We start from the raw sequence: 18,765 nt of genomic DNA, 5'->3' as shown, positions 1-18,765 counted from the left end.
TCAGCCCCCCTTCATCTTGTCGGCCGCCAGCCGCACCGCCGCGCGGATCCGCGGATAGGTGCCGCAGCGGCACAGGTTGCCCCACAGCGCATCGCCGATCTGCGCGTCGCTGGGCGCGGGCGTCTCGGCCAGCAGGGCGGCGGCGGCCATGATCTGGCCCGACTGGCAATAGCCGCATTGCGCGACCTGCGTCTCGATCCAGGCGGCCTGCACCGGGTGCGGCGCCTGCGGCGTGCCCAGCCCCTCGATCGTGGTCACGGGCGCGTCCACGTCGCCCGCCGCCACCTGGCAGGACTGCACCGCGCGGCCCCCCAGGTGCACCGTGCAGGCGCCGCACTGGCCGATCCCGCAGCCGTATTTCGTGCCCGTCAGCCCCAGGATATCGCGCAACACCCACAACAGCGGCATGTCGGGGTCGACATCGACCTCGTGCTCGACCCCGTTCACGGTCATCTTCATCGTCTCGATCCTCTGGCCAGCGAATCCCTGATGGGCAACTAGTTCCTACAACGCATCAATCACGGGTTTCCGCCGGTGTTGATGTCGCGCCACCCCCGTCCCGCGCCGCGTTGGTTGTGGTCCGCAATGGCATCGCTATGCTCGGGCGCGCAAGGGGCAGAGCGCAGCCACGGGACGCAACGGAATGCAGCGACGGACGATCCAGACCCACCCGATCCAGGGGCAGAAACCCGGAACCTCGGGCCTGCGCAAGAAGACGCGCGTCTTCATGGGGCCGCATTACCTGGAGAATTTCGTCCAGGCGATCTGGCTGGGCGTGGGCGGCGTCAAGGGCAAGACCCTCGTGCTGGGCGGCGACGGGCGCTATTTCAACGACCGCGCGGCGCAGGTGATCCTGCGCATGGCCGCCGCCGCCGGCGTGGCCAAGGTGATCGTCGGGCAGAACGCGCTTTTGTCGACGCCCGCGGCCTCGAACCTGATCCGCCAGCGCCGCGCCGATGGCGGCCTCATCCTGTCGGCCAGCCACAACCCGGGTGGGCCGGACGCGGATTTCGGCGTGAAATACAACACCGCCAATGGCGGCCCCGCCCCCGAGGAGATCACGAACCGCATCTACCAGCAGACGCAGCGGATGACCTCCTACGACATATTGGAGGCCCGCGACGTCGACCTGTCGCGGCTGGGCGCGGCGCGGCTGGGCGACATGGTGGTGGAAATCGTCGACCCGGTGGCCGATTACGCCTCGCTGATGGCGCGGCTGTTCGATTTCGACGCGATCCGGGCGCTGTTCGCGGACGGGTTCACGATGCGCTTCGACGCGATGCACGCGGTGACCGGCCCCTATGCCAGGGCGATCCTGGAAGAGACCCTGGGCGCGCCGCCGGGCAGCGTGGTGAACGCCACGCCCAGCCCCGATTTCGGCGGCGGCCATCCCGACCCGAACCCGATCTGGGCGAAACCGCTGGTCGACCTGGTGATGGGCCCGGACGCCCCCGATTTCGCCGCCGCTTCGGATGGTGACGGCGACCGCAACATGATTCTGGGCCGCGGCATCGTGGTGACACCGTCCGACAGCCTGGCGGTGCTGGCCGCGAACGCGCATCTCGCGCCGGGCTATCGCAAGGGTCTGGCGGGCGTCGCGCGGTCGATGCCGACCTCGCGCGCGGTCGACCGGGTCGCCGCGGCGCGGGGGCTGGACCTGTACGAGACGCCCACGGGCTGGAAATTCTTCGGCAACCTGCTGGACGCGGGGCGGGTGACGCTCTGCGGCGAGGAAAGCGCGGGCACCGGGTCGGACCATGTGCGCGAGAAGGACGGGCTTTGGGCCGTGCTGTTGTGGCTGAACATCCTGGCCGAGACGCGCGCCTCGGTCGCCGGGATGATGGCCGCGCATTGGCGGGAATTCGGGCGCAACTACTACGCGCGCCACGACTACGAGGCGCTGGAGACCGCCACCGCCGAGGCGATGATGGACGCGTTGCACGCCCGCCTGCCGGACCTGCCGGGGCAGAGCTTTGCCGGACGCCGGGTCGAGGCCGCGGATGCCTTCGCCTATGACGACCCCGTGGATGGCAGCCGTTCCGAGGGGCAGGGGCTGAGGATCCATTTCGAGGGCGGCGCGCGGGTGGTGTTCCGGCTGTCGGGCACCGGGACCGAGGGCGCGACGCTCAGGGTCTACCTGGAGGAGGTCGTGGACGACCCCGCCCGGCTGGACCTGCCGGTCGACGAGGTGCTGGCGGGCGTGATCGCCGCGGCCGAGGCGCTGGCCGGGATCGCCGCGCGCACCGGCCGCGAGGCGCCCGACGTGATCACCTGAGCCTCCCGCCCCCGGCCGGCGCGGGCCTGCGGCCCGCTTGTCCGGCGTTGGGCGTGGCGCGCCCGGCTGCGCCGGGCGCGGGCCTCCGGCGGGGATATTTCGGGCCAGAAGAAGCCTGCGCGCCGTGCGCTCAGGCGCCGGCGAACGGGTCGGGATCGTAGCCGACATGGGAGAGGTAGAGCCCGTGCGGCGGGCAGACCGGGCCGCAGGCGGCGCGGTCGCGGGCCGCGAGCGCGGTCTTGACCCGGTCGGGCGGCCAGGCCCCCGCGCCGACCCGTTCCAGCGTGCCGACGAGGCTGCGCACCTGGTTGTGCAGGAAGCTGCGGGCGCGCAAGGAGAAGCGGAATTCCTGGCCGCCGGGATAGGGCAGTTCCTCGATCTCCAGCGCGTCCAGCGTCTTGACCGGCGATTTCGCCTGGCAGAGCGAGGCGCGGAAGGTGGTGAAATCGTGCCGTCCGACCAGGTGGGCCGCGCCCGCCCGCATCGGCGCGAGGTCGAGCGGGTGGGCCACCTGCCACACGCGCCCGCGCTCCAGCGTCATGGGCGCGCGCCGGGCGACCAGCCGGAACAGGTAGCGCCGTTCGAGGGCCGAGAACCGGGCGTGGAAGTCGTCCGGCACCCGCGCGCAGGCCACCACCGCGACGGGGGCGGGTTTCAGGTGGTGGTTCAGCGCCTGGGCCAGGCGGAACGGCGCCCAGTCCTTTGCCAGGTCGCAATGGGCCACCTGGCCCAGCGCGTGCACCCCGGCATCGGTCCGGCCGGCCGCCGCGATGGAGGGCACGTCCGGGTCCAGACGCGCCAGCGCGGCCTCGAGCGCGCCCTGTACCGAGGGCTGGTCGGCCTGGCGTTGCCAGCCGGAGAACGGCGTGCCGTCATATTCGATCTTCAGCGCATAGCGGGGCATGGGCCGGGGTTACCGCGACAATGCTTCCTTGGCAATCGCGCCTGTCGGGGCTGGCACGCCGGCGCGCCCGTGCTTAACTTGGGCAGAGCCGTGAAAGGAGCGACTTTGCGCATTGGCGATCTTGCCGACGGGGTGACGCGCGGGGTGGAGGGGTTCGCCGCCTCGGTGTCCGAGACCTTCATGGAGCCGGTGATCCGGCTGGGCGTGACCGGGCTGTCGCGGGCGGGCAAGACCGTCTTCATCACCTCGCTGGTGGCCAACCTGATGGACCGGGGGCGGATGCCGCAGCTGCGCGCCGCGGCCTCGGGGGCGATTTCCTCGGCCTATCTGCAGCCCCAGCCGCACAACACCGTGCCGCGCTTCGATTACGAAACCCACCTGGCCGCGATCATCGGCCCGGACCCGCACTGGCCCGATTCGACCCGGGCGGTGTCGGAACTGCGCCTGTCGCTGAAGGTGCGGCAGGGGGGGCTTGGCGGGTTGCTGGGGGCGGTGACCGGGCCGCGCACGGTGCATCTGGACATCGTCGATTACCCCGGCGAGTGGCTTCTGGACCTGGCGTTGCTGGAAAAGGGCTATGCCGCCTGGTCGCGCGAGACGCTGGAGCGCATCGACCAGCGCCCCGGCGCACAGGGGTTCCGCGACGCGCTGGCCATGGCCGATCCGGCCGCGAAACTGGACGAGCCGGTGGCCCAGGCGTTGGCCGCGGCCTTTACCGCGCATCTGCAGGCCGCCCGCGCCGCCGGGTTTTCCGATTGCACGCCGGGCCGGTTCCTGTTGCCGGGCGAGATGGCCGGGTCCCCGGTGCTGACCTTCGCGCCCTTGCCCGCGCCGTCCGGCGCCACCCCCCGCGGCAGCCTTTGGCGCGAGATGGAGCGCCGCTTCGAGGCCTACAAGGCCGAGGTGGTCAAGCCGTTCTTCCGCGAGCATTTCTCGCGCATCGACCGGCAGGTGGTCCTGGTCGACGCGCTGGGTGCGATCCATGCCGGGCCCCGCGCGGTCGAGGATCTGCGCCGCGCGATGACCGAGATCCTGGGCGCCTTCCGGCCCGGGCGCAACGCCTGGCTGACGTCGCTCTTGCTGGGCAAGCGGGTGGAAAGGATCCTGTTCGCCGCGACCAAGGCCGACCATCTGCACCACACCCAGCACCCGCGCCTGACCGCGATCATGCAGGCGCTGATGCGCGATGCGCGGCGCCGGGCCGATTTCGCGGGCGCCGAGACCGCCGCCATGGCCATCGCCGCGCTGCGTGCCACGGTCGAGGAAACCCGCGAGCAGGGCGGCGAAAGCTATGAGTGCGTGCGCGGGCGGCTGTTGGAAAACGGGCGCGAGGCCGCGCTTTATCCCGGCGAGTTGCCCGAGGATCCGGCCGCCCTGCTGGACCCGGCGCGCGACGGGGCCGAGCACTGGCTGGACGCCGAATACGACGTTATGCGTTTCGCGCCTGCCCGCCTGACGCTGCGCCCGGGCGACGGGCCGCCGCATATCCGCCTGGACAAGGCGGCCGAGTTCCTGATCGGGGATCGGCTGGGATGACCCGCCGTCCGGTGCTGTTCGACCTTGGTGGCGGGGGCGAAAAGCCCGCCGAGGGGGGCGCCGGGCCGGACGACCCCGGCCGCGAGGCGCGCGAAAAGGCGGCAGAGCGGGCCGCGGCCGAACGGGCCGCAGCCGCACAGGCCGCGGCGGAGAAAGCGGCGCAGGAACAGGCCGCGCGCGAGCGGGCCGAAGCCGCCCGGGAACGCGCCGAGCGTGAGCGGGTTGAGGCCGAGCAGGCCGCGCGGGAACAGGCGGAACGACAGGCGGCGGAGCGCGAACGGATGGACCGGGAACAGGCAGAGCGGGAACAGGCCGAACGCCGCGCGGCCGCGCGGGCGCAGGCCGCCGAAGGCGCGCGCGCCAAACCCGCCCGCGCGCCGCGGCTCTTCGAGGAAACCGCCGCCGCCCCGCTCTCGCCCGCCGAGGCGCCCCCGGTGCCCGACCCCGAAGCGCCGCCGCCCCCCCAAGGCCGCGCGATGCAGACCGTGGCGCTTCTGGCGGCGCGGCGCCCCTCGCGGCTGATGCGGTTCTTCTGGTCGGCGCTGGCCGCGCTGATCGGTTTTGCCGCCTCGGTCGCGGCCTGGGATTTCGTCACCGGCCTGTTGATCCGCAACCCCATCCTGGGCGGGATCGCGGCCGTGCTGATCGGGCTGGTGCTGCTGGCGCTGGCCCTTATCACCCTGCGCGAAATGGCGGCCTTTGCCCGGCTGCGCCGGCTCGACCGGTTGCACGCTGAATCGGACGCGGCGTTGGCCAGCCACGACATGACCGCCGCCCGCGCCGTCCTCGACAAGCTGATGGCGCTTTACGCGGGCCGCGAGGATACCAGTTGGGGCCGCCGCAACCTGGCCGAGCGGCGCGACGAGATCCTCGATGCCGACGCGCTTCTGGGCCTGGCCGAGCGCGAATTGCTGGCCCCGCTCGACGCCGCCGCCACCCGCGAGATCGAGGCCGCCGCCCGCCAGGTCGCCACCGTCACCGCCATCGTCCCGCTGGCATTGGCCGACCTTCTGGCCGCGCTCACCGCCAACCTGCGCATGATCCGCCGCATCGCGGAAATCTATGGCGGGCGCGGCGGGCTGTTCGGCAGCCTGCGGTTGGCCCGCGCGGTGATGACCCACCTTGTGGCCACCGGCGCCGTGGCCATCGGCGACGACATGATCGGGTCGATCGCCGGGGGCGGGGTGCTGGCCCGCGTCTCGCGCCGGTTTGGCGAGGGCGTGGTCAACGGCGCGCTCACCGCCCGCGTCGGCGTCGCCGCGATGGAGGTCTGCCGCCCGCTGCCCTTCCGCGAAACCCGCCGCCCCTCGGTCGGCGCGCTGGTCAAACGCGCGCTTGCGGGCCTGTTCAGCAAGGCCGACGCCTGATCCCCGCGGCCGCGCGTCCCTTTACGCCCCCGCCCGCGCGCCCTATAAGCGCGCCCATGATGCACCGCCCCGCGCTCATCATTCGAATTACCGGCCCGGCGCTCTGACCCAGAGCCGCCGGGACAAGGCGCTTGACCCTTCGCGCCGCGCCTTTCACACACAGCCCCAGACCGTTTGCCCGAGGACCCCGTCCCATGTGTGCCGACACGCCCGACTACAAAGACACCCTCAACCTGCCCGAGACCGAATTTCCCATGCGCGCGGGCCTTCCCGCCCGCGAACCCGGCTGGCTTGACCGCTGGGCGCGCATCGGCATCTATGACCGCCTGCGCGAGAAGACGGGCCGCCCGCCCTTCATCCTGCATGACGGCCCGCCCTATGCGAACGGCCACCTGCATATCGGCCACGCGCTGAACAAGATCCTCAAGGATTTCATCGTGCGCAGCCAGCAGATGATGGGCAAGGACGCCCGTTACGTGCCCGGCTGGGACTGCCACGGCCTGCCGATCGAGTGGAAGATCGAGGAACAATACCGCGCCAAGGGGCTGGACAAGGACAAGGTCGACGTCGTCGATTTCCGCCAGGAATGCCGCCGCTTTGCCGAGGGCTGGATCGACATCCAGCGCGAGGAATTCAAGCGCCTGGGCATCACCGGGAACTGGGCCGACCCGTATCTCACGATGGACTACCACGCCGAGGCCGTGATCGCGCAGGAATTCATGAAACTCCTGATGAACGGTACGCTCTACCAGGGCTCCAAACCCGTGATGTGGTCGCCCGTCGAGAAAACCGCGCTGGCCGAGGCCGAGGTCGAATACCACGACCACCAAAGCCACACGATCTGGGTGAAGTTCCCGGTCGTGGCCGCGTCGTCCTTTGCCGATAAGGACGCCTGCATCGACACCGACCTCCTGTCGGCCCAGGTCGTCATCTGGACCACCACCCCCTGGACCATCCCGCAGAACCGCGCGGTCTGCTACGGCCCCTCCATCGCCTATGGCCTGTACGAGGTCACCGGCACGCCCGAGGAAAGCTGGGCCAAGGTGGGCGACCGTTACCTCTTGGCCGATGCGCTGGCCGAGGACGTCATGCGCAACGCCCGCCTCGAACCCTCGATGTATACCCGCCTGCGCGACGTCCCGGCGGATGAACTCGCGGGGCTGACCCTCGCCCACCCGCTGCGCGGCGTCGAGAACGGCAACGGCGAATGGGACTATGACGTGCCGATGCTGCCCGGCGACCACGTCACCGACGACGCGGGCACGGGCTTCGTGCACACCGCGCCCAGCCATGGCGATGACGACTACCAGATCGGCCTGAAATTCGGCCTGCCCATGACCTATAACGTCATGGAAGACGGCTCCTACCGCGCCGACCTGCCGCTGTTCGGCGGCGCCGTCATCACCAAGCCCAACGGCAAGGAGGGCGACGCCAACCGCCGCGTGATCGACGCCCTCGTCGCGGCCGGCGCCCTGATCGCCCGGGGCCGGCTGAAACACAGCTATCCCCATAGCTGGCGGTCCAAGGCGCCGCTGATCTACCGCAACACGCCCCAATGGTTCGCCGCCATCGACAAGACGCTCGACGACGGCATGGGCACCTACGGCGACACGATCCGCAGCCGCGCCCTCACCTCCATCGACCAACTGGTGAAATGGACGCCGCAGACCGGGCGCAACCGCCTTTACTCGATGATCGAGGCCCGCCCCGACTGGGTGCTGTCGCGGCAACGCGCCTGGGGCGTGCCGCTGACCTGTTTCGTGAAAAAGGGCGCGCAGCCGACCGACCCCGATTTCCTGCTGCGCGACCCCGCCGTCAACGCCCGTATCGTGCAGGCGTTCGAGGAAGAGGGGGCAGACGCCTGGTATAAACCCGGCGCCAAGGAACGCTTCCTCGGCAACGACCACGACGCGGACGACTACGACCAGGTCTTCGACGTGCTCGACGTGTGGTTCGATTCCGGCTCCACCCACGCCTTCGTGCTGCGCGACCGCGCCGACGGGTCCGAGGACGGCCTCGCCGATCTGTATCTGGAGGGCACCGACCAGCACCGCGGCTGGTTCCATTCCTCGATGCTCCAGGCCTGCGGCACCATCGGCCGCGCCCCCTATCGCGGCGTGCTGACCCACGGCTTCACGCTCGACGAGAAGGGCAACAAGATGTCCAAGTCCTTGGGCAACACCGTCGCGCCCGAGGAAGTGGTCAAGCAATACGGCGCCGATATCCTGCGCCTCTGGGTGGCGCAGTCGGACTATACCGCCGATTTGCGCATCGGCCCGGAAATCCTGAAGGGGGTGGCCGACAGCTATCGCCGGCTTCGCAACACCATGCGGTTCCTGCTGGGCAACCTCGCGGGCTTCACCGAGGCCGAACGCGTCGACCCCGCCGACATGCCCGAACTCGAACGCTGGGTGCTGCATCGCCTCGCGGAACTGGATGACACCGTGCGCCAGGGCTTCGACGCCTACGATTTCCAGGGCGTGTTCCAGGCGCTGTTCAACTTCGCCACGGTGGACCTGTCGTCCTTCTACTTCGACATCCGCAAGGACGCGCTCTATTGCGACGGCCCCGACTCGCTCCGCCGCAAATCCGCGCGCACCGTGCTGGATATCCTGTTCCACCGGCTCACCACCTGGCTCGCCCCGATCCTGGTGTTCACGATGGAGGATGTCTGGCTCGACCGCTTCCCGGGCGAGGACAGTTCCGTCCACCTCCAGGACATCCCCGAAACCCCGCAGGCCTGGCGCGATGACGCGCTGGCCGCGAAATGGGCGGGCCTGCGCCGGGTCCGCCGCGTGGTTACCGCCGCCCTCGAAATCCAGCGCCGCGACAAGGTGATCGGCGCCAGCCTCGAGGCCGCCCCGGTGGTCCACGTGCAGGACGCCGAAACCCTCGCCGCGCTGAAGACCGTCGATTTCGCCGATATATGCATCACCTCGGCCGTCCAGCTGACCGGCGATCCCTCCCCGAACGAGGCCTTCCGCCTGCCCGAGGTGGACGGCGTCGGCGTGGTCTTCGAAAAGGCGGACGGTCAGAAATGCGACCGCTGCTGGAAAATCCTGCCCGACGTGGGCCACCACGCCCACCCGGGCACCTGCGCGCGCTGCAACACGGCGCTGGGCTAGGGAACAAGGGGCCCGGCATCCCCGGGCCCCTTGCCGCGTCGTCAGGCGCGCTAGCCCGCCGCGATCAGCATTTCCTGCATCGTGGCATACAGCTCTTCGGCATAGGCGCTGCTACTGTCACTGGCGGTGCCGTTCATCGCGGCCGCGTCCTCGATCAGGCTCAGCACGATCGACTCGCTTTCGCTCATCCCACCGCTGCCACCGCCCGGTCCGCCCATGCCGCCGCCGCCCGGTCCGCCCATGCCGCCGCCGCCCTGCGGGGGCGGGGGCGGGGGCATGTCGCCCTCACCGCCCGGCGTCGTGGCCGCGCGATGGGTCTCCAGCTCGTCCGCCGACAGCAACCCGTCGCCATCGCCATCCACCTCGGACCAGTTTTCGGAATTGATCAGGTTTTCCAGAAAGCTGTCCGACACCTCGCCATAGGACAGGCCGCCATCGCCGTCGCTGTCCAGGCTCGACACGACCTCGCTGATCGACCCGGCGCCCGCCTGGCTGGTCTTGCTGTCCTGTGGCGGGGGCGGCGGGGGCGGGGCCGTCCGGGCGGCGGATGTCCCGCCAAAACCTGGCGAACTCGACATCGTCACGTTCATCTTGTCACCTATTCAACACTTCTGGTGCACGCACCCGCTCCGGGTTATCCCCGGTAAACTCCGCAATCGCGCGCAAAATATGGCGAAAGCGCGGCGATTTCTTCCGTACCCCCTTGAAACGCCAAGACCGTTCCGATGCACCCGCCGCCCGATACCGCCCTCGATCCCCTCCTTCTGGACCTCGCCCACCGGCGCGGCCCGGGCAAGACCTTCTGCCCCTCCGAGGCCGCCCGCGCCCTGTCCGCCGACTGGCGCCCGCTGATGCCCGCCATCCGCGCCGCCGCGGCCCGGCTGCAGGCGCAGGGGCGGCTTCAGGCCACGCAAAAGGGCGTGCCCGTCGATCCCGCAACCGCGCCCGGCCCGATCCGGCTGGGCCTGCCGCGAACGGCCCCAACCCCCTGACCCGCGTGGCTTCTTCTGGCCGGAAATATCCCGGGGGTGAGGGGCGTCAGCCCCGAGGGGGCAGCGCCCCCTCCGCCGGTCGCCCCGGCGCCAGCCGGGGCGAAACCCCTTACGGCCCTAGCGCCGCGCCGGCACGATCTGCTGCACGATCCCCGCGCCCAGCAGGTAGACGCTGGTGCCCGCCAGGATCCAAACCTCCCATGGCCGGGTCGCGAAATCATGCCAGGCCGCCCAGCCCGCCACCCCCGTCCAGACCAGCGCCACCGGCAGCGACAGCGCCCGCCCGCGCGCCGTGCGCACCGGATGGATGAATTTCAGCGGCAGGAACATCGCCACCGCCAACACCGCCACCACCGCCAGGATCACCACGGTCCCGGGCGTCAGCGCGAACAGCACCAGCACCACCATGTTCCAGCAGGCCGGGAACCCCCGGAATGACCCGTCATCGGTCTTCATCCGGGTGTCGGCGAAATAGATCACGCTGGCAAAGGTGATGATTATGATCGCGATCCACCCGGTCCAGCCCGGCAACAACCCCGACTGGAACAACGCGAAACTGGGGATGAACACGTAGGTCAGGTAATCGACGATCAAATCCATCAGCACCCCGTCGATCCGGGGGGCGTTGCTGCGCACGTCGAACCGGCGCGCCAGCGGGCCGTCCAGCCCGTCCACGGCAAAGGCCACCACCAGCCACAGGAACATCACGTCCCACGCCTCCTGCGCCGCGGCCAGCAGCGCCAGCATCGCGAACACGGCCCCCGTGGCCGTCAGAAGGTGAACCAGAAGGGCGCGCAGCGCAGGGGTCATTCAACTTTCTTCACGGATTCGATGCGCCCGCGCAATCGCAAACCCGCGCTCACGCCTTGGGGTGGGCGGCCTCGTAGACCTCCATCAGGCGGGCGGTGTCCACCGCCGTATAGGCCTGCGTGGTCGACAGCGAGGCATGCCCCAGCAGTTCCTGGATCGCCCGCAGATCGCCCCCCGCGCCCAGCAGGTGCGTCGCGAAACTGTGGCGCAGGGCATGCGGCGTGGCGCTGGCCGGCAGGCCCAGCCGCGCCCGGGTCTGCTCCATCGCGCGGGCCACCAGCCGCGGGTTCAGCGCGCCGCCCCGCGCGCCGCGAAACAGCGGCCCCTCGGGCGGCAACTCGAACGGGCAGACCGCCAGGTAGGCGTCGACCGCATCGCGCGCCGCCGGCAGCACCGGCACGATGCGTTCCTTGCCGCCCTTGCCGGTGATCCGCAGGCTGCCGGGCAGCGGCGCATCGCACGCCTTCAGCCCCAGCGCCTCGGAAATCCGCAAGCCACAGCCATACAGCAACGTCACCACCGCCGTGTCGCGCGCCGCGATCCAGGGGTCGCGCGCCGTCTCGCCCACGGTGTCCAGCACCTCGCGCGCGGCGTCCTCGGTCAGCGGGCGGGGCAGCTTGCGGCGGAATTTCGGCGCGCGCACGGACAGCACGGCGGTCGGTTCGATCCCCGCCCGCCGCCCGTACCAGCGAAAGAACCCCTTGACCGCCGACAGGGCGCGCGCCAGCGACCGCGCACCCAGCCCCCGCCCGCGCTCATGCGCCATCCAGGCGCGCATGTCGCGCAGCTCCATCGCGGCCAGCCGCGCGGGCCCCGCCGGCGCCCCGTCATATTCGGCCAGGAAGGCCAGGAACCCGGTCACATCGGCGCCATAGGCGCGCAGCGTGGCCTCGGCCGTGGCGTTCAGCGCGCGTTCCTCGGCCAGCCAGTCGGCCAGTGCGTCACGCGCGGCCGGCGACAGCGCCAGGCTCACCCCAGGAAACGGCGCATCGTGCGGTCCACGACGCCGCCCAGGAAGGCCAGCAGGTCGGTGCCCTGGTTCGGCGCGAACAGGTGCGGGTCCTCGGACCCCATCGCGATCATCCCCGGCAGCCGCCCGGGCCCGAAATCCAGCCGCAGCAGCGCCTCGGACCGGATATCGGCGGCCTTTTCGCCATACAGCGCCGTGCTGCCCGGCACCTGCTGGCGCAGCGTCACGTCGCGCAGGCTGCGGCCATGGGCGCCGCCGGCATAGGCCTCGGTGAACCCGGCGGGGACGACCTGCACCACCTCGCCCAGCGCCGACAGGACCGCTTCCTCGGCGTCATCGTGGCTTTCCAGCAACAGGCGCAGGCAATCGATGCGCAGGATCGCCGCCACCTCGCCCGACAGCGCGGCCAGGAACCCGCCGAAATCGTCGGGTTCCAGCAGCGCCAGAACCGCGCGGTGCACCTGGTTGGTGCCCGCCAGGTTCTCATAGGCCGCCGCGATCACCGACCGGTGGGTTTCCTCCAGCCGGTCCAGCCGCGCCTCCAGCCGTTCCATCGCGATGCCGCGCAGATCGACGATATTGCCGCCCATCATGCGTTCGTTGGCCGCGACCAGCGCGCGCATCACGTCCGGGTCGTCCAGGATCACGTCGGGGTCGGCAATGATCTTCGCACGAAGATCGTCCGCGAAAGCGGGGGCGGGGGAACTGCTCATGTCGGCCTCTTTGGCTTTTTGTCGTTTCCCCGCAGTCTACACGATGTTCAGACGATTTTCTGCCCCGTTTTTTCCCAATCCTGCAGGAACGTCGCCAGGCCCTTGTCGGTCAGCGGGTGGGCGGCCATCTTCTTCAGCACCTCGGGCGGCGCGGTGGCGATGTCGGCGCCGATCTTCGCGGCCGTCGTGACGTGGTTGACCGACCGGATCGAGGCGGCCAGTATCTCGGTCCCGAAGCCGTAATTGTCATAGATCGTCCGGATATCGGCGATCAGCTCCATGCCGTCGAGATTGATGTCGTCCAGCCGCCCGATAAAGGGCGAGATGAACGTGGCCCCCGCCTTGGCGGCCAACAACGCCTGCGCGGCCGAGAAACACAGCGTGACATTGACCATGTGCCCTTCGCCCGTCAGCGCCTTGCACGCCTTCAGCCCGTCCCAGGTCAGCGGCACCTTGACCGCGATATTCGGCGCGATCTGCGCCAGCTTGCGGCCCTCCTCGATCATCGCGGGCGCCTCGGTCGCGACCACCTCGGCCGAAACCGGCCCCTCGATCATCTCGCAGATTTCCTGCGTCACCTCGCGGATGTCGCGCCCCGATTTCAGGATCAGCGACGGGTTGGTGGTCACGCCGTCCACCATGCCCAGGTCGTTCAACTCGCGGATGGCCGCCACATCGGCGGTATCGACGAAGAATTTCATGGCGTTGCCTCTTGTGCTGGTGGGATATGTCGCGTTTCTGATACCGGATGCGCCCGCGCTCCGAAAGCCCGTCTTTGGATGGCCCGCCCGTGGCTGAGGGCTTTGCCCCGGGCGCGCGTCTTGGCGTGCTGACGGCCGAACCGCTGGGCCGGGTGCTGGATTACCGCGCCCCCGAAACCGGCTGCCGCACCGGCGATTTCGTCGAGGTGCCGCTGGGCCCGCGCCGGGTGCTGGGCGTGGTCTGGGGGCCGGGCGAAAGCGATCTGGATTTCGCCCGCCTGCGCCCCGTCAACCGCGTGCTGGACGCCGCCCCCATGCGCGACGAGATGCGCGGCTTTCTCGAACGCGCCGCCGATTACACGCTGACGCCGCTTTCGGCGATGCTGCGGCTGGCCACCCGCGCGCCGGGCCTGGGCGACCCGCCCTCGATGCAGAAAATCTATCGCCGCGGCCCCGGCACGCCCGACCGCATGACGCCCGCCCGCACCCGCGTGCTGGACACGCTCGACGCCTATGGCGGGCTGGCCTTCAGCCTGGGCGAGTTGTCGGCCGAGGCGGGCGTCTCTACCGGGGTCATCAAGGGCCTTATCCCCTCGGCCGCCGTGCTGGAGGAAGACACCCCCCGCGACCGCCCCTATCCCCGCCTCGACCCGGCCCGCCCCGGCGTGGCGCTCGCGGACGACCAGCAACAGGCCGCCGCGCGGCTTTGCGCGGGCGTGGCGGCGGGGGGCTATGGCACCACCCTGCTCAAGGGCGTGACCGGGTCCGGCAAGACCGAGGTTTACCTTGAGGCCGTCGCCGAATGCCTGCGCCATGGCCGCCAGGCGCTTGTCCTCCTGCCGGAAATCGCGCTGACCGCCGAATTCCTGGCCCGGGTCGAGGCCCGCTTCGGCGCGCGCCCCGCCGAATGGCATTCCGGCGTCACCATGGTCGAACGCCGCCGCCTGTGGCGCATGGTCGGGCAGGGCGGCGCGCAACTGGTCGTGGGCGCGCGCTCCGCGCTGTTCCTGCCGTTCCGCGACCTCGGCCTGATCGTGGTGGATGAGGAACACGACAGTTCCTACAAGCAGGAAGAGGGCGTCCTGTACAACGCCCGCGACATGGCCGTTCTGCGCGCCTCGCTCTGTTCCGCGCAGGTGGTCTTGGCCTCGGCCACGCCGTCGCTGGAAAGCTGGGCCAATGCCGAGGCCGGAAAATACGCGCGCCTCGATCTGACCTCGCGTTTCGGCAAGGCGGAACTGCCCGACATGGAAGCGCTGGACATGCGGGCCGAGGATACGGCCCCCGGCCGCTGGATCTCGCCCAGCCTGGAACAGGCGGTGCAGGACCGGCTGGCGGCCGGGCGGCAGTCGCTTCTGTTCCTCAACCGCCGGGGCTATGCGCCCGTCACCGTCTGCCGCGCCTGCGGCCACATGATCGCCTGCGACCAGTGCGATGCGCGCATGGTCGAACACCGTTTCCTGCAACGCCTCGTCTGCCACCAATGCGGCGAGACGAAACCGATCCCCGCCGCCTGTCCCTCCTGCAAGGTCGAGGGAAAACTGGCCCCCGTCGGCCCCGGCGTCGAGCGGCTGGCCGAGGAAACGCAGGCGCTGTTTCCCGAGGCGCGCGTCGCGGTGCTGTCGTCGGACCTGTTCGGCTCGGCCCGCGCGCTCAAGGCCCAGATCGAGGCCATCGCGTCCGGGCAGGCCGACATCATCATCGGCACGCAGCTGGTCGCCAAGGGGCACAATTTCCCGCTGCTGACGCTGGTGGGCGTGATCGACGCCGATCTCGGCCTTCAGGGCTCCGACCTGCGCGCCGCCGAACGCACCTTTCAATTGATGCGCCAGGTGGCGGGGCGCGCGGGGCGGGGGGCGGAACGCGGGCTGGCGCTGCTCCAGACCTTTCAGCCCGACCACCCGGTGATCCGCGCGATCCTGACCGGCGACGAGGAAGGTTTCTGGCGGGCCGAGGCCGCCGAACGCCGCGCCGCCGGCGTGCCGCCCTATGGCCGGATGGCGGGCATCATCATCTCCGCCCCCGAGGCGAAACCCGCCTTCGACCTTGGCACCCACCTGGCCCGCAACGACGCGCCCCTGCGCCGGATCGGGGCGCAGCTTTACGGCCCCGCGCCCGCGCCCATCGCGCGCATCCGCGGCCGCCACCGGGTGCGGATGCTGATCAAGGCCGACAAGGCCGCGCCGCTGCAATCGGCGATCCGCGCCTGGCTCGCGCCGGTCAAGCTGCCCGCGCAGGTCCGGCTCGCGGTCGATATCGACCCGCAAAGTTTCTTTTGACGCCGCGTTCGGGCCGCGCGCGGAGTCCGACAAAGCTCATATGGAATTCATATGGGAATCATATGCGATTCATATCGCCGAGTCCGGCCCCTCAGACCGGTTTCGCGGCGCCCTTGGGCTGGTCGATCAGGTAATCGGTGGCCATCCCCCCGATCCACATCGACAACAGCGCCAGCCACATCGTGCCGGCAAAGATCGACCCGCCGGTGACGCCCGCCCCGATCGAACAGCCCCCCGCCAGCATGCCCCCGAACCCCATCAGCGCGGCCCCGATCATCGCCTTGCGCATGTTCACCTCGGACTCGAAGCCCTGGAATTTCAGGTCCCCGCAGATCCAGGCGGCCAGGAACGATCCCAGGAACACGCCGGGCACCAGACCGATGTCGAATTCCAGGATCGCGGGCCGTTCCAGGAAGAACATCAAGGTGTTGGCCGACGGCCCGGTAAAGGTCAGGCTTTCGATCTGGGTGGGTTCGAAACTGACCTGCGACAGCCCGAAGGTCAGCACCCAGCCCACCGCCACGGCAAAGCCCACGCCCGCCCCGAAGAACAGCTTGCGGAACGAGATCCGGTTCCGCCTGGCCAGCCACAGCGCCAGCGCGGCAAAGAAAAATCCCAGCAAAAGACCAGATATATCAGGCAGATGCGCGGCCTTTATCAGGTTAACGTTGCGCCCGCCCGGGGTGACCCAAAGTGCTGCCAGCTTGTCGCGCAGGGGTGACAGCCAGCCATGCAGGCTCATCTGCGCCAGCACCGCGAAGATCAGCCCCGAGATCACCGACCGCAGGTTCCCCGTCGCCGCCAGCACCAAGAGTCGCCCCGGGCAGCCGCGCGCCAGAACCATGCCCGCGCCGAAGATCAGCCCGCCGATGATCGCCCCCGACCATGAGCCGGTGACCGCCATCATCCGCGCATCCTCGGCGCGCATCAGCCCCATCAGGTCGGCGCCCTGCACCCAGACCAGCGCGGTCGAGAAACACAACAGCCACACCGCCATGCGCGGACCCAGCGACCCGCGGGCGAACTCGATGGTGGCCGCGCGCAGGCAAAAGGCCGACCGCTGCGCCGCCACGCCGAAGATCACGCCGGTCATCAACCCGAACAGCGCCGCCGTCGGCGATTCGCCGATACGCTCCACGATCGCCAGAATGTCCATGACGCGTGTCTCCCGTGCTCCCTGCGCCGATGTTTCCCGCCATCGCGCCCGACCCGCCTTGATTTAGATCACGCCTGTCCCCGCCCATGGCACAGGATGTCGCAGCCCGCCGCGCCCGTCCGATCGCCCGAAAGCGACGCTTGCGGGGTCGCACATGGGCGGGACGGCCCCCGCCGCGCGGCCCTATCTGCGAAACAGGGACAGGCCAGGCAGGGAGGCGCGCGGCACATGGACATGACACCCCTTGAGACGCTGCGCGAGCGGGCGTTCTCGGTCAACGGGTTCACCCTTGAACGCGAGGGCGGCACCGACCCGGCCTTCGGCAATGTCACCTGGCGCACGCTGATCTGCGCCGACCGCCAGCCCTCGCGGCATTTCGTGCTGGGTTTCGCCGAATTCGGGCCGATGGGCACGCTGCTGGCCCACCGCCACGCGCATGCAGAATTCTACCTGGGCTTCAGCGGCGACGGGGTGGTCACGGTCGAGGGCGAGACGCACCACATCGCCCCCGGCGTCGCGATCTACCTGCCGCCCGATGCGGAACATTCCGTGCTGGCCGGGCCCCAGGGGCTGTGCTTTGCCTATGGCTTTCCGACCGACCGGTTCGCGGATGTCCAGTATCGCTTCAGCGCGGCGGCCGAGCCGGGCTGATTTCCCTCGCCAAGGCCGCGGGGCGGGATTATTGATCCTGCGATGAAATCCCGTTTCGCCCCCCTGGCCCTGGATCAGGCCGAAACCCTGCCGCTCTGGCGGCGGCCGGTGTCTCTGTTGTTCGTGCTGGCCTTTGCCATGCCGGTGGCCTTTGCCACCTGGTCGGCGCTGTTGAACAATTTCGTCATCGAGGCCGCGGGCTTTACCGGGGTGGAAATCGGCTGGCTGCACACGGTTCGGGAAATCCCCGGCTTCCTGGCGGTGGGGGTGATCGCGCTGATCCTGTTCATCCGCGAACAGATCCTCGGCATCGTCTCGCTGGTCATGCTGGGCGTGGCGACCGCGGTCACCGCGTGGTTCCCCTCGCTGGGCGGTCTGCTGGCGGTCACGCTGATCAGTTCGATCGGGTTCCACTATTTCGAGACGGTCAACCAGTCGCTGCAACTGCAATGGATCGACAAGGACCGCGCGCCGCAAACGCTGGGCTGGCTGGTCGCCGCCGGCTCGGCGGCGTCGCTGCTGGCCTATGGCCTGTTGGTGGTGACGTGGAAGGCGTTCGAGCTGTCCTACAACTTCGTCTACCTAGCGGCGGGGGGCTTTACCGCCGCGGTGGCGCTGTTCTGCCTGTTCGCTTATCCCCAGTTCGAGGCGCCGAACCCGCAGGTGAAACGGCTGATCCTGCGGCGGCGCTATTGGCTGTATTACCTGCTTCAGTTCATGTCGGGCGCGCGGCGGCAGATTTTCGTCGTGTTCGCGGCCTTCATGATGGTGGAAAGGTTCGGCTTCGAGGTGCACGAGGTCACGGCGCTTTTCCTGATCAACTTCCTCGCGAACATGGCCTTTGCGCCCCTGATGGGGCGGGCCGTGGCGAAATGGGGCGAGCGGCGCGCGCTGGCCTTCGAATATGTCGGGCTGATCGCGGTGTTCCTGGCCTATGGCGGGATCTACTATTTCGGCTGGGGTGTGGCGCTGGCCGCGGCGCTTTACGTCATCGACCACCTGTTCTTCGCGCTGGCCTTCGCGCTGAAGACCTATTTCCAGAAGATCGCGGACCCGGGCGACATCGCCCCCACGGCCGCGGTGGCCTTCACCATCAACCACATCGCCGCGGTGTTCCTGCCCGCCACGCTGGGCTATCTGTGGGTGACCTCGCCGGGCGGGGTGTTTGCGCTGGCCGCGGGCATGGCGGGGCTGTCGCTGATGCTGGCGCTGATGATCCCGCGCCACCCCGAACCGGGCAACGAAACGATCTTTTCCGGGCTGATCGCCACGCCCGCGGAATAGCG

General features: G+C 69.8%; 15 protein-coding genes and 1 pseudogene. 8 read left to right on the top strand and 8 right to left on the bottom strand.

Features of this window, described 5'->3' with window-relative positions:
* On the bottom strand, window positions 1–459 hold the full coding sequence (locus EV662_RS00435; RefSeq protein WP_132460163.1) for a (2Fe-2S)-binding protein: 459 nt from the start codon (window positions 457–459) through the stop codon (window positions 1–3).
* A 184-nt stretch (window positions 460–643) separates the two neighbouring features.
* Between EV662_RS00435 and EV662_RS00430 the strand changes: the two genes are divergently transcribed.
* Window positions 644–2,275, top strand: a complete 1,632-nt coding sequence (locus EV662_RS00430; protein ID WP_132460162.1) for an alpha-D-glucose phosphate-specific phosphoglucomutase — start codon at window positions 644–646, stop codon at window positions 2,273–2,275.
* A gap of 130 nt (window positions 2,276–2,405) precedes the next feature.
* Here the strand turns inward: EV662_RS00430 and truA are convergent, their stop codons facing one another.
* Window positions 2,406–3,179 (bottom strand): tRNA pseudouridine(38-40) synthase TruA, encoded by a 774-nt coding sequence (gene truA, locus EV662_RS00425; protein ID WP_132460161.1) that lies wholly within the window; start codon window positions 3,177–3,179, stop codon window positions 2,406–2,408.
* Between the two features lie 105 nt (window positions 3,180–3,284).
* On the opposite strand from truA, the gene EV662_RS00420 reads away from it, so the two are divergent.
* From EV662_RS00420 to ileS, 3 genes and pseudogenes are all read left to right on the top strand, one after another.
* Window positions 3,285–4,715 (top strand): YcjX family GTP-binding protein, encoded by a 1,431-nt coding sequence (locus EV662_RS00420; RefSeq protein ID WP_243695723.1) that lies wholly within the window; start codon window positions 3,285–3,287, stop codon window positions 4,713–4,715.
* 371 nt (window positions 4,716–5,086) lie between these two features.
* Window positions 5,087–6,082 (top strand): annotated as a pseudogene (locus EV662_RS00415) (YcjF family protein); the annotation flags it as partial.
* A gap of 194 nt (window positions 6,083–6,276) precedes the next feature.
* On the top strand, window positions 6,277–9,207 hold the full coding sequence (gene ileS / locus EV662_RS00410) for an isoleucine--tRNA ligase (RefSeq protein ID WP_132460160.1): 2,931 nt from the start codon (window positions 6,277–6,279) through the stop codon (window positions 9,205–9,207).
* 50 nt (window positions 9,208–9,257) lie between these two features.
* Here ileS and EV662_RS00405 read toward each other — a convergent pair whose 3' ends face one another.
* Window positions 9,258–9,797 carry a hypothetical protein gene (locus EV662_RS00405; RefSeq protein WP_132460159.1) on the bottom strand — a complete coding sequence of 180 codons (540 nt, stop codon included), beginning with the start codon at window positions 9,795–9,797 and terminating at the stop codon, window positions 9,258–9,260.
* A 135-nt stretch (window positions 9,798–9,932) separates the two neighbouring features.
* Between EV662_RS00405 and EV662_RS00400 the strand changes: the two genes are divergently transcribed.
* Window positions 9,933–10,199, top strand: coding sequence for a DUF3253 domain-containing protein (locus tag EV662_RS00400; protein WP_132460158.1), 267 nt, complete (start codon window positions 9,933–9,935; stop codon window positions 10,197–10,199).
* A gap of 117 nt (window positions 10,200–10,316) precedes the next feature.
* Here the strand turns inward: EV662_RS00400 and EV662_RS00395 are convergent, their stop codons facing one another.
* The 4 genes from EV662_RS00395 to fsa are packed head-to-tail and all read right to left on the bottom strand — an operon-like array spanning window position 10,317 to window position 13,393.
* A complete protein-coding gene (locus EV662_RS00395) occupies window positions 10,317–11,009 on the bottom strand; it encodes a CDP-alcohol phosphatidyltransferase family protein (protein ID WP_132460157.1) in 693 nt (230 codons plus the stop codon).
* A 49-nt stretch (window positions 11,010–11,058) separates the two neighbouring features.
* Entirely contained in the window at window positions 11,059–11,982 is a 924-nt protein-coding gene (locus EV662_RS00390; RefSeq protein WP_132460156.1) for a tyrosine recombinase XerC, read from the bottom strand.
* Window positions 11,979–12,692 (bottom strand): DUF484 family protein, encoded by a 714-nt coding sequence (locus EV662_RS00385; protein WP_132460155.1) that lies wholly within the window; start codon window positions 12,690–12,692, stop codon window positions 11,979–11,981. The genes EV662_RS00390 and EV662_RS00385 overlap by 4 nt, the downstream gene beginning before the upstream one ends.
* Window positions 12,693–12,739: 47 nt before the next feature.
* Window positions 12,740–13,393: a fructose-6-phosphate aldolase gene (gene fsa / locus EV662_RS00380; RefSeq protein WP_132460154.1), complete on the bottom strand. Its 654-nt coding sequence runs from the start codon at window positions 13,391–13,393 to the stop codon at window positions 12,740–12,742.
* A 47-nt stretch (window positions 13,394–13,440) separates the two neighbouring features.
* Between fsa and EV662_RS00375 the strand changes: the two genes are divergently transcribed.
* Window positions 13,441–15,672 (top strand): primosomal protein N', encoded by a 2,232-nt coding sequence (locus EV662_RS00375; RefSeq protein ID WP_132460153.1) that lies wholly within the window; start codon window positions 13,441–13,443, stop codon window positions 15,670–15,672.
* 91 nt (window positions 15,673–15,763) lie between these two features.
* On the opposite strand, the gene EV662_RS00370 is transcribed toward EV662_RS00375, so the two are convergent.
* The gene (locus EV662_RS00370) at window positions 15,764–16,828 is read right to left on the bottom strand and encodes a YeeE/YedE family protein (RefSeq protein ID WP_132460152.1); all 1,065 of its coding nucleotides are present in this window, start codon (window positions 16,826–16,828) and stop codon (window positions 15,764–15,766) included.
* Window positions 16,829–17,056: 228 nt separating this feature from the next.
* Between EV662_RS00370 and EV662_RS00365 the strand changes: the two genes are divergently transcribed.
* Window positions 17,057–17,479, top strand: coding sequence for a cupin domain-containing protein (locus EV662_RS00365; RefSeq protein ID WP_243695721.1), 423 nt, complete (start codon window positions 17,057–17,059; stop codon window positions 17,477–17,479).
* A 42-nt stretch (window positions 17,480–17,521) separates the two neighbouring features.
* Window positions 17,522–18,763, top strand: a complete 1,242-nt coding sequence (locus tag EV662_RS00360; RefSeq protein WP_132460151.1) for an MFS transporter — start codon at window positions 17,522–17,524, stop codon at window positions 18,761–18,763.
* Window positions 18,764–18,765 lie beyond the last annotated feature (2 nt).

Origin of the sequence: Rhodovulum marinum (genome assembly GCF_004343075.1) — a bacterium.
In the GTDB taxonomy this organism is placed as follows: Bacteria; Pseudomonadota; Alphaproteobacteria; order Rhodobacterales; family Rhodobacteraceae; genus Rhodovulum; species Rhodovulum marinum.
This window is presented reverse-complemented; position numbering and strand designations above follow the sequence as displayed.

What these genes read in the sequence shown, in the direction of transcription:
- EV662_RS00385 (WP_132460155.1), bottom strand. Translation starts at nt 12,692, where the DNA reads ATGAGCAGTTCCCCCGCCCCCGCTTTCGCGGACGATCTTCGTGCGAAG.
- EV662_RS00435 (WP_132460163.1), bottom strand. Translation starts at nt 459, where the DNA reads ATGAAGATGACCGTGAACGGGGTCGAGCACGAGGTCGATGTCGACCCC.
- truA (WP_132460161.1), bottom strand. Translation starts at nt 3,179, where the DNA reads ATGCCCCGCTATGCGCTGAAGATCGAATATGACGGCACGCCGTTCTCC.
- EV662_RS00360 (WP_132460151.1), top strand. Translation starts at nt 17,522, where the DNA reads ATGAAATCCCGTTTCGCCCCCCTGGCCCTGGATCAGGCCGAAACCCTG.
- EV662_RS00370 (WP_132460152.1), bottom strand. Translation starts at nt 16,828, where the DNA reads ATGGACATTCTGGCGATCGTGGAGCGTATCGGCGAATCGCCGACGGCG.
- EV662_RS00395 (WP_132460157.1), bottom strand. Translation starts at nt 11,009, where the DNA reads ATGACCCCTGCGCTGCGCGCCCTTCTGGTTCACCTTCTGACGGCCACG.
- EV662_RS00400 (WP_132460158.1), top strand. Translation starts at nt 9,933, where the DNA reads ATGCACCCGCCGCCCGATACCGCCCTCGATCCCCTCCTTCTGGACCTC.
- fsa (WP_132460154.1), bottom strand. Translation starts at nt 13,393, where the DNA reads ATGAAATTCTTCGTCGATACCGCCGATGTGGCGGCCATCCGCGAGTTG.
- EV662_RS00365 (WP_243695721.1), top strand. Translation starts at nt 17,057, where the DNA reads ATGGACATGACACCCCTTGAGACGCTGCGCGAGCGGGCGTTCTCGGTC.
- EV662_RS00405 (WP_132460159.1), bottom strand. Translation starts at nt 9,797, where the DNA reads ATGAACGTGACGATGTCGAGTTCGCCAGGTTTTGGCGGGACATCCGCC.
- ileS (WP_132460160.1), top strand. Translation starts at nt 6,277, where the DNA reads ATGTGTGCCGACACGCCCGACTACAAAGACACCCTCAACCTGCCCGAG.
- EV662_RS00375 (WP_132460153.1), top strand. Translation starts at nt 13,441, where the DNA reads ATGCGCCCGCGCTCCGAAAGCCCGTCTTTGGATGGCCCGCCCGTGGCT.
- EV662_RS00430 (WP_132460162.1), top strand. Translation starts at nt 644, where the DNA reads ATGCAGCGACGGACGATCCAGACCCACCCGATCCAGGGGCAGAAACCC.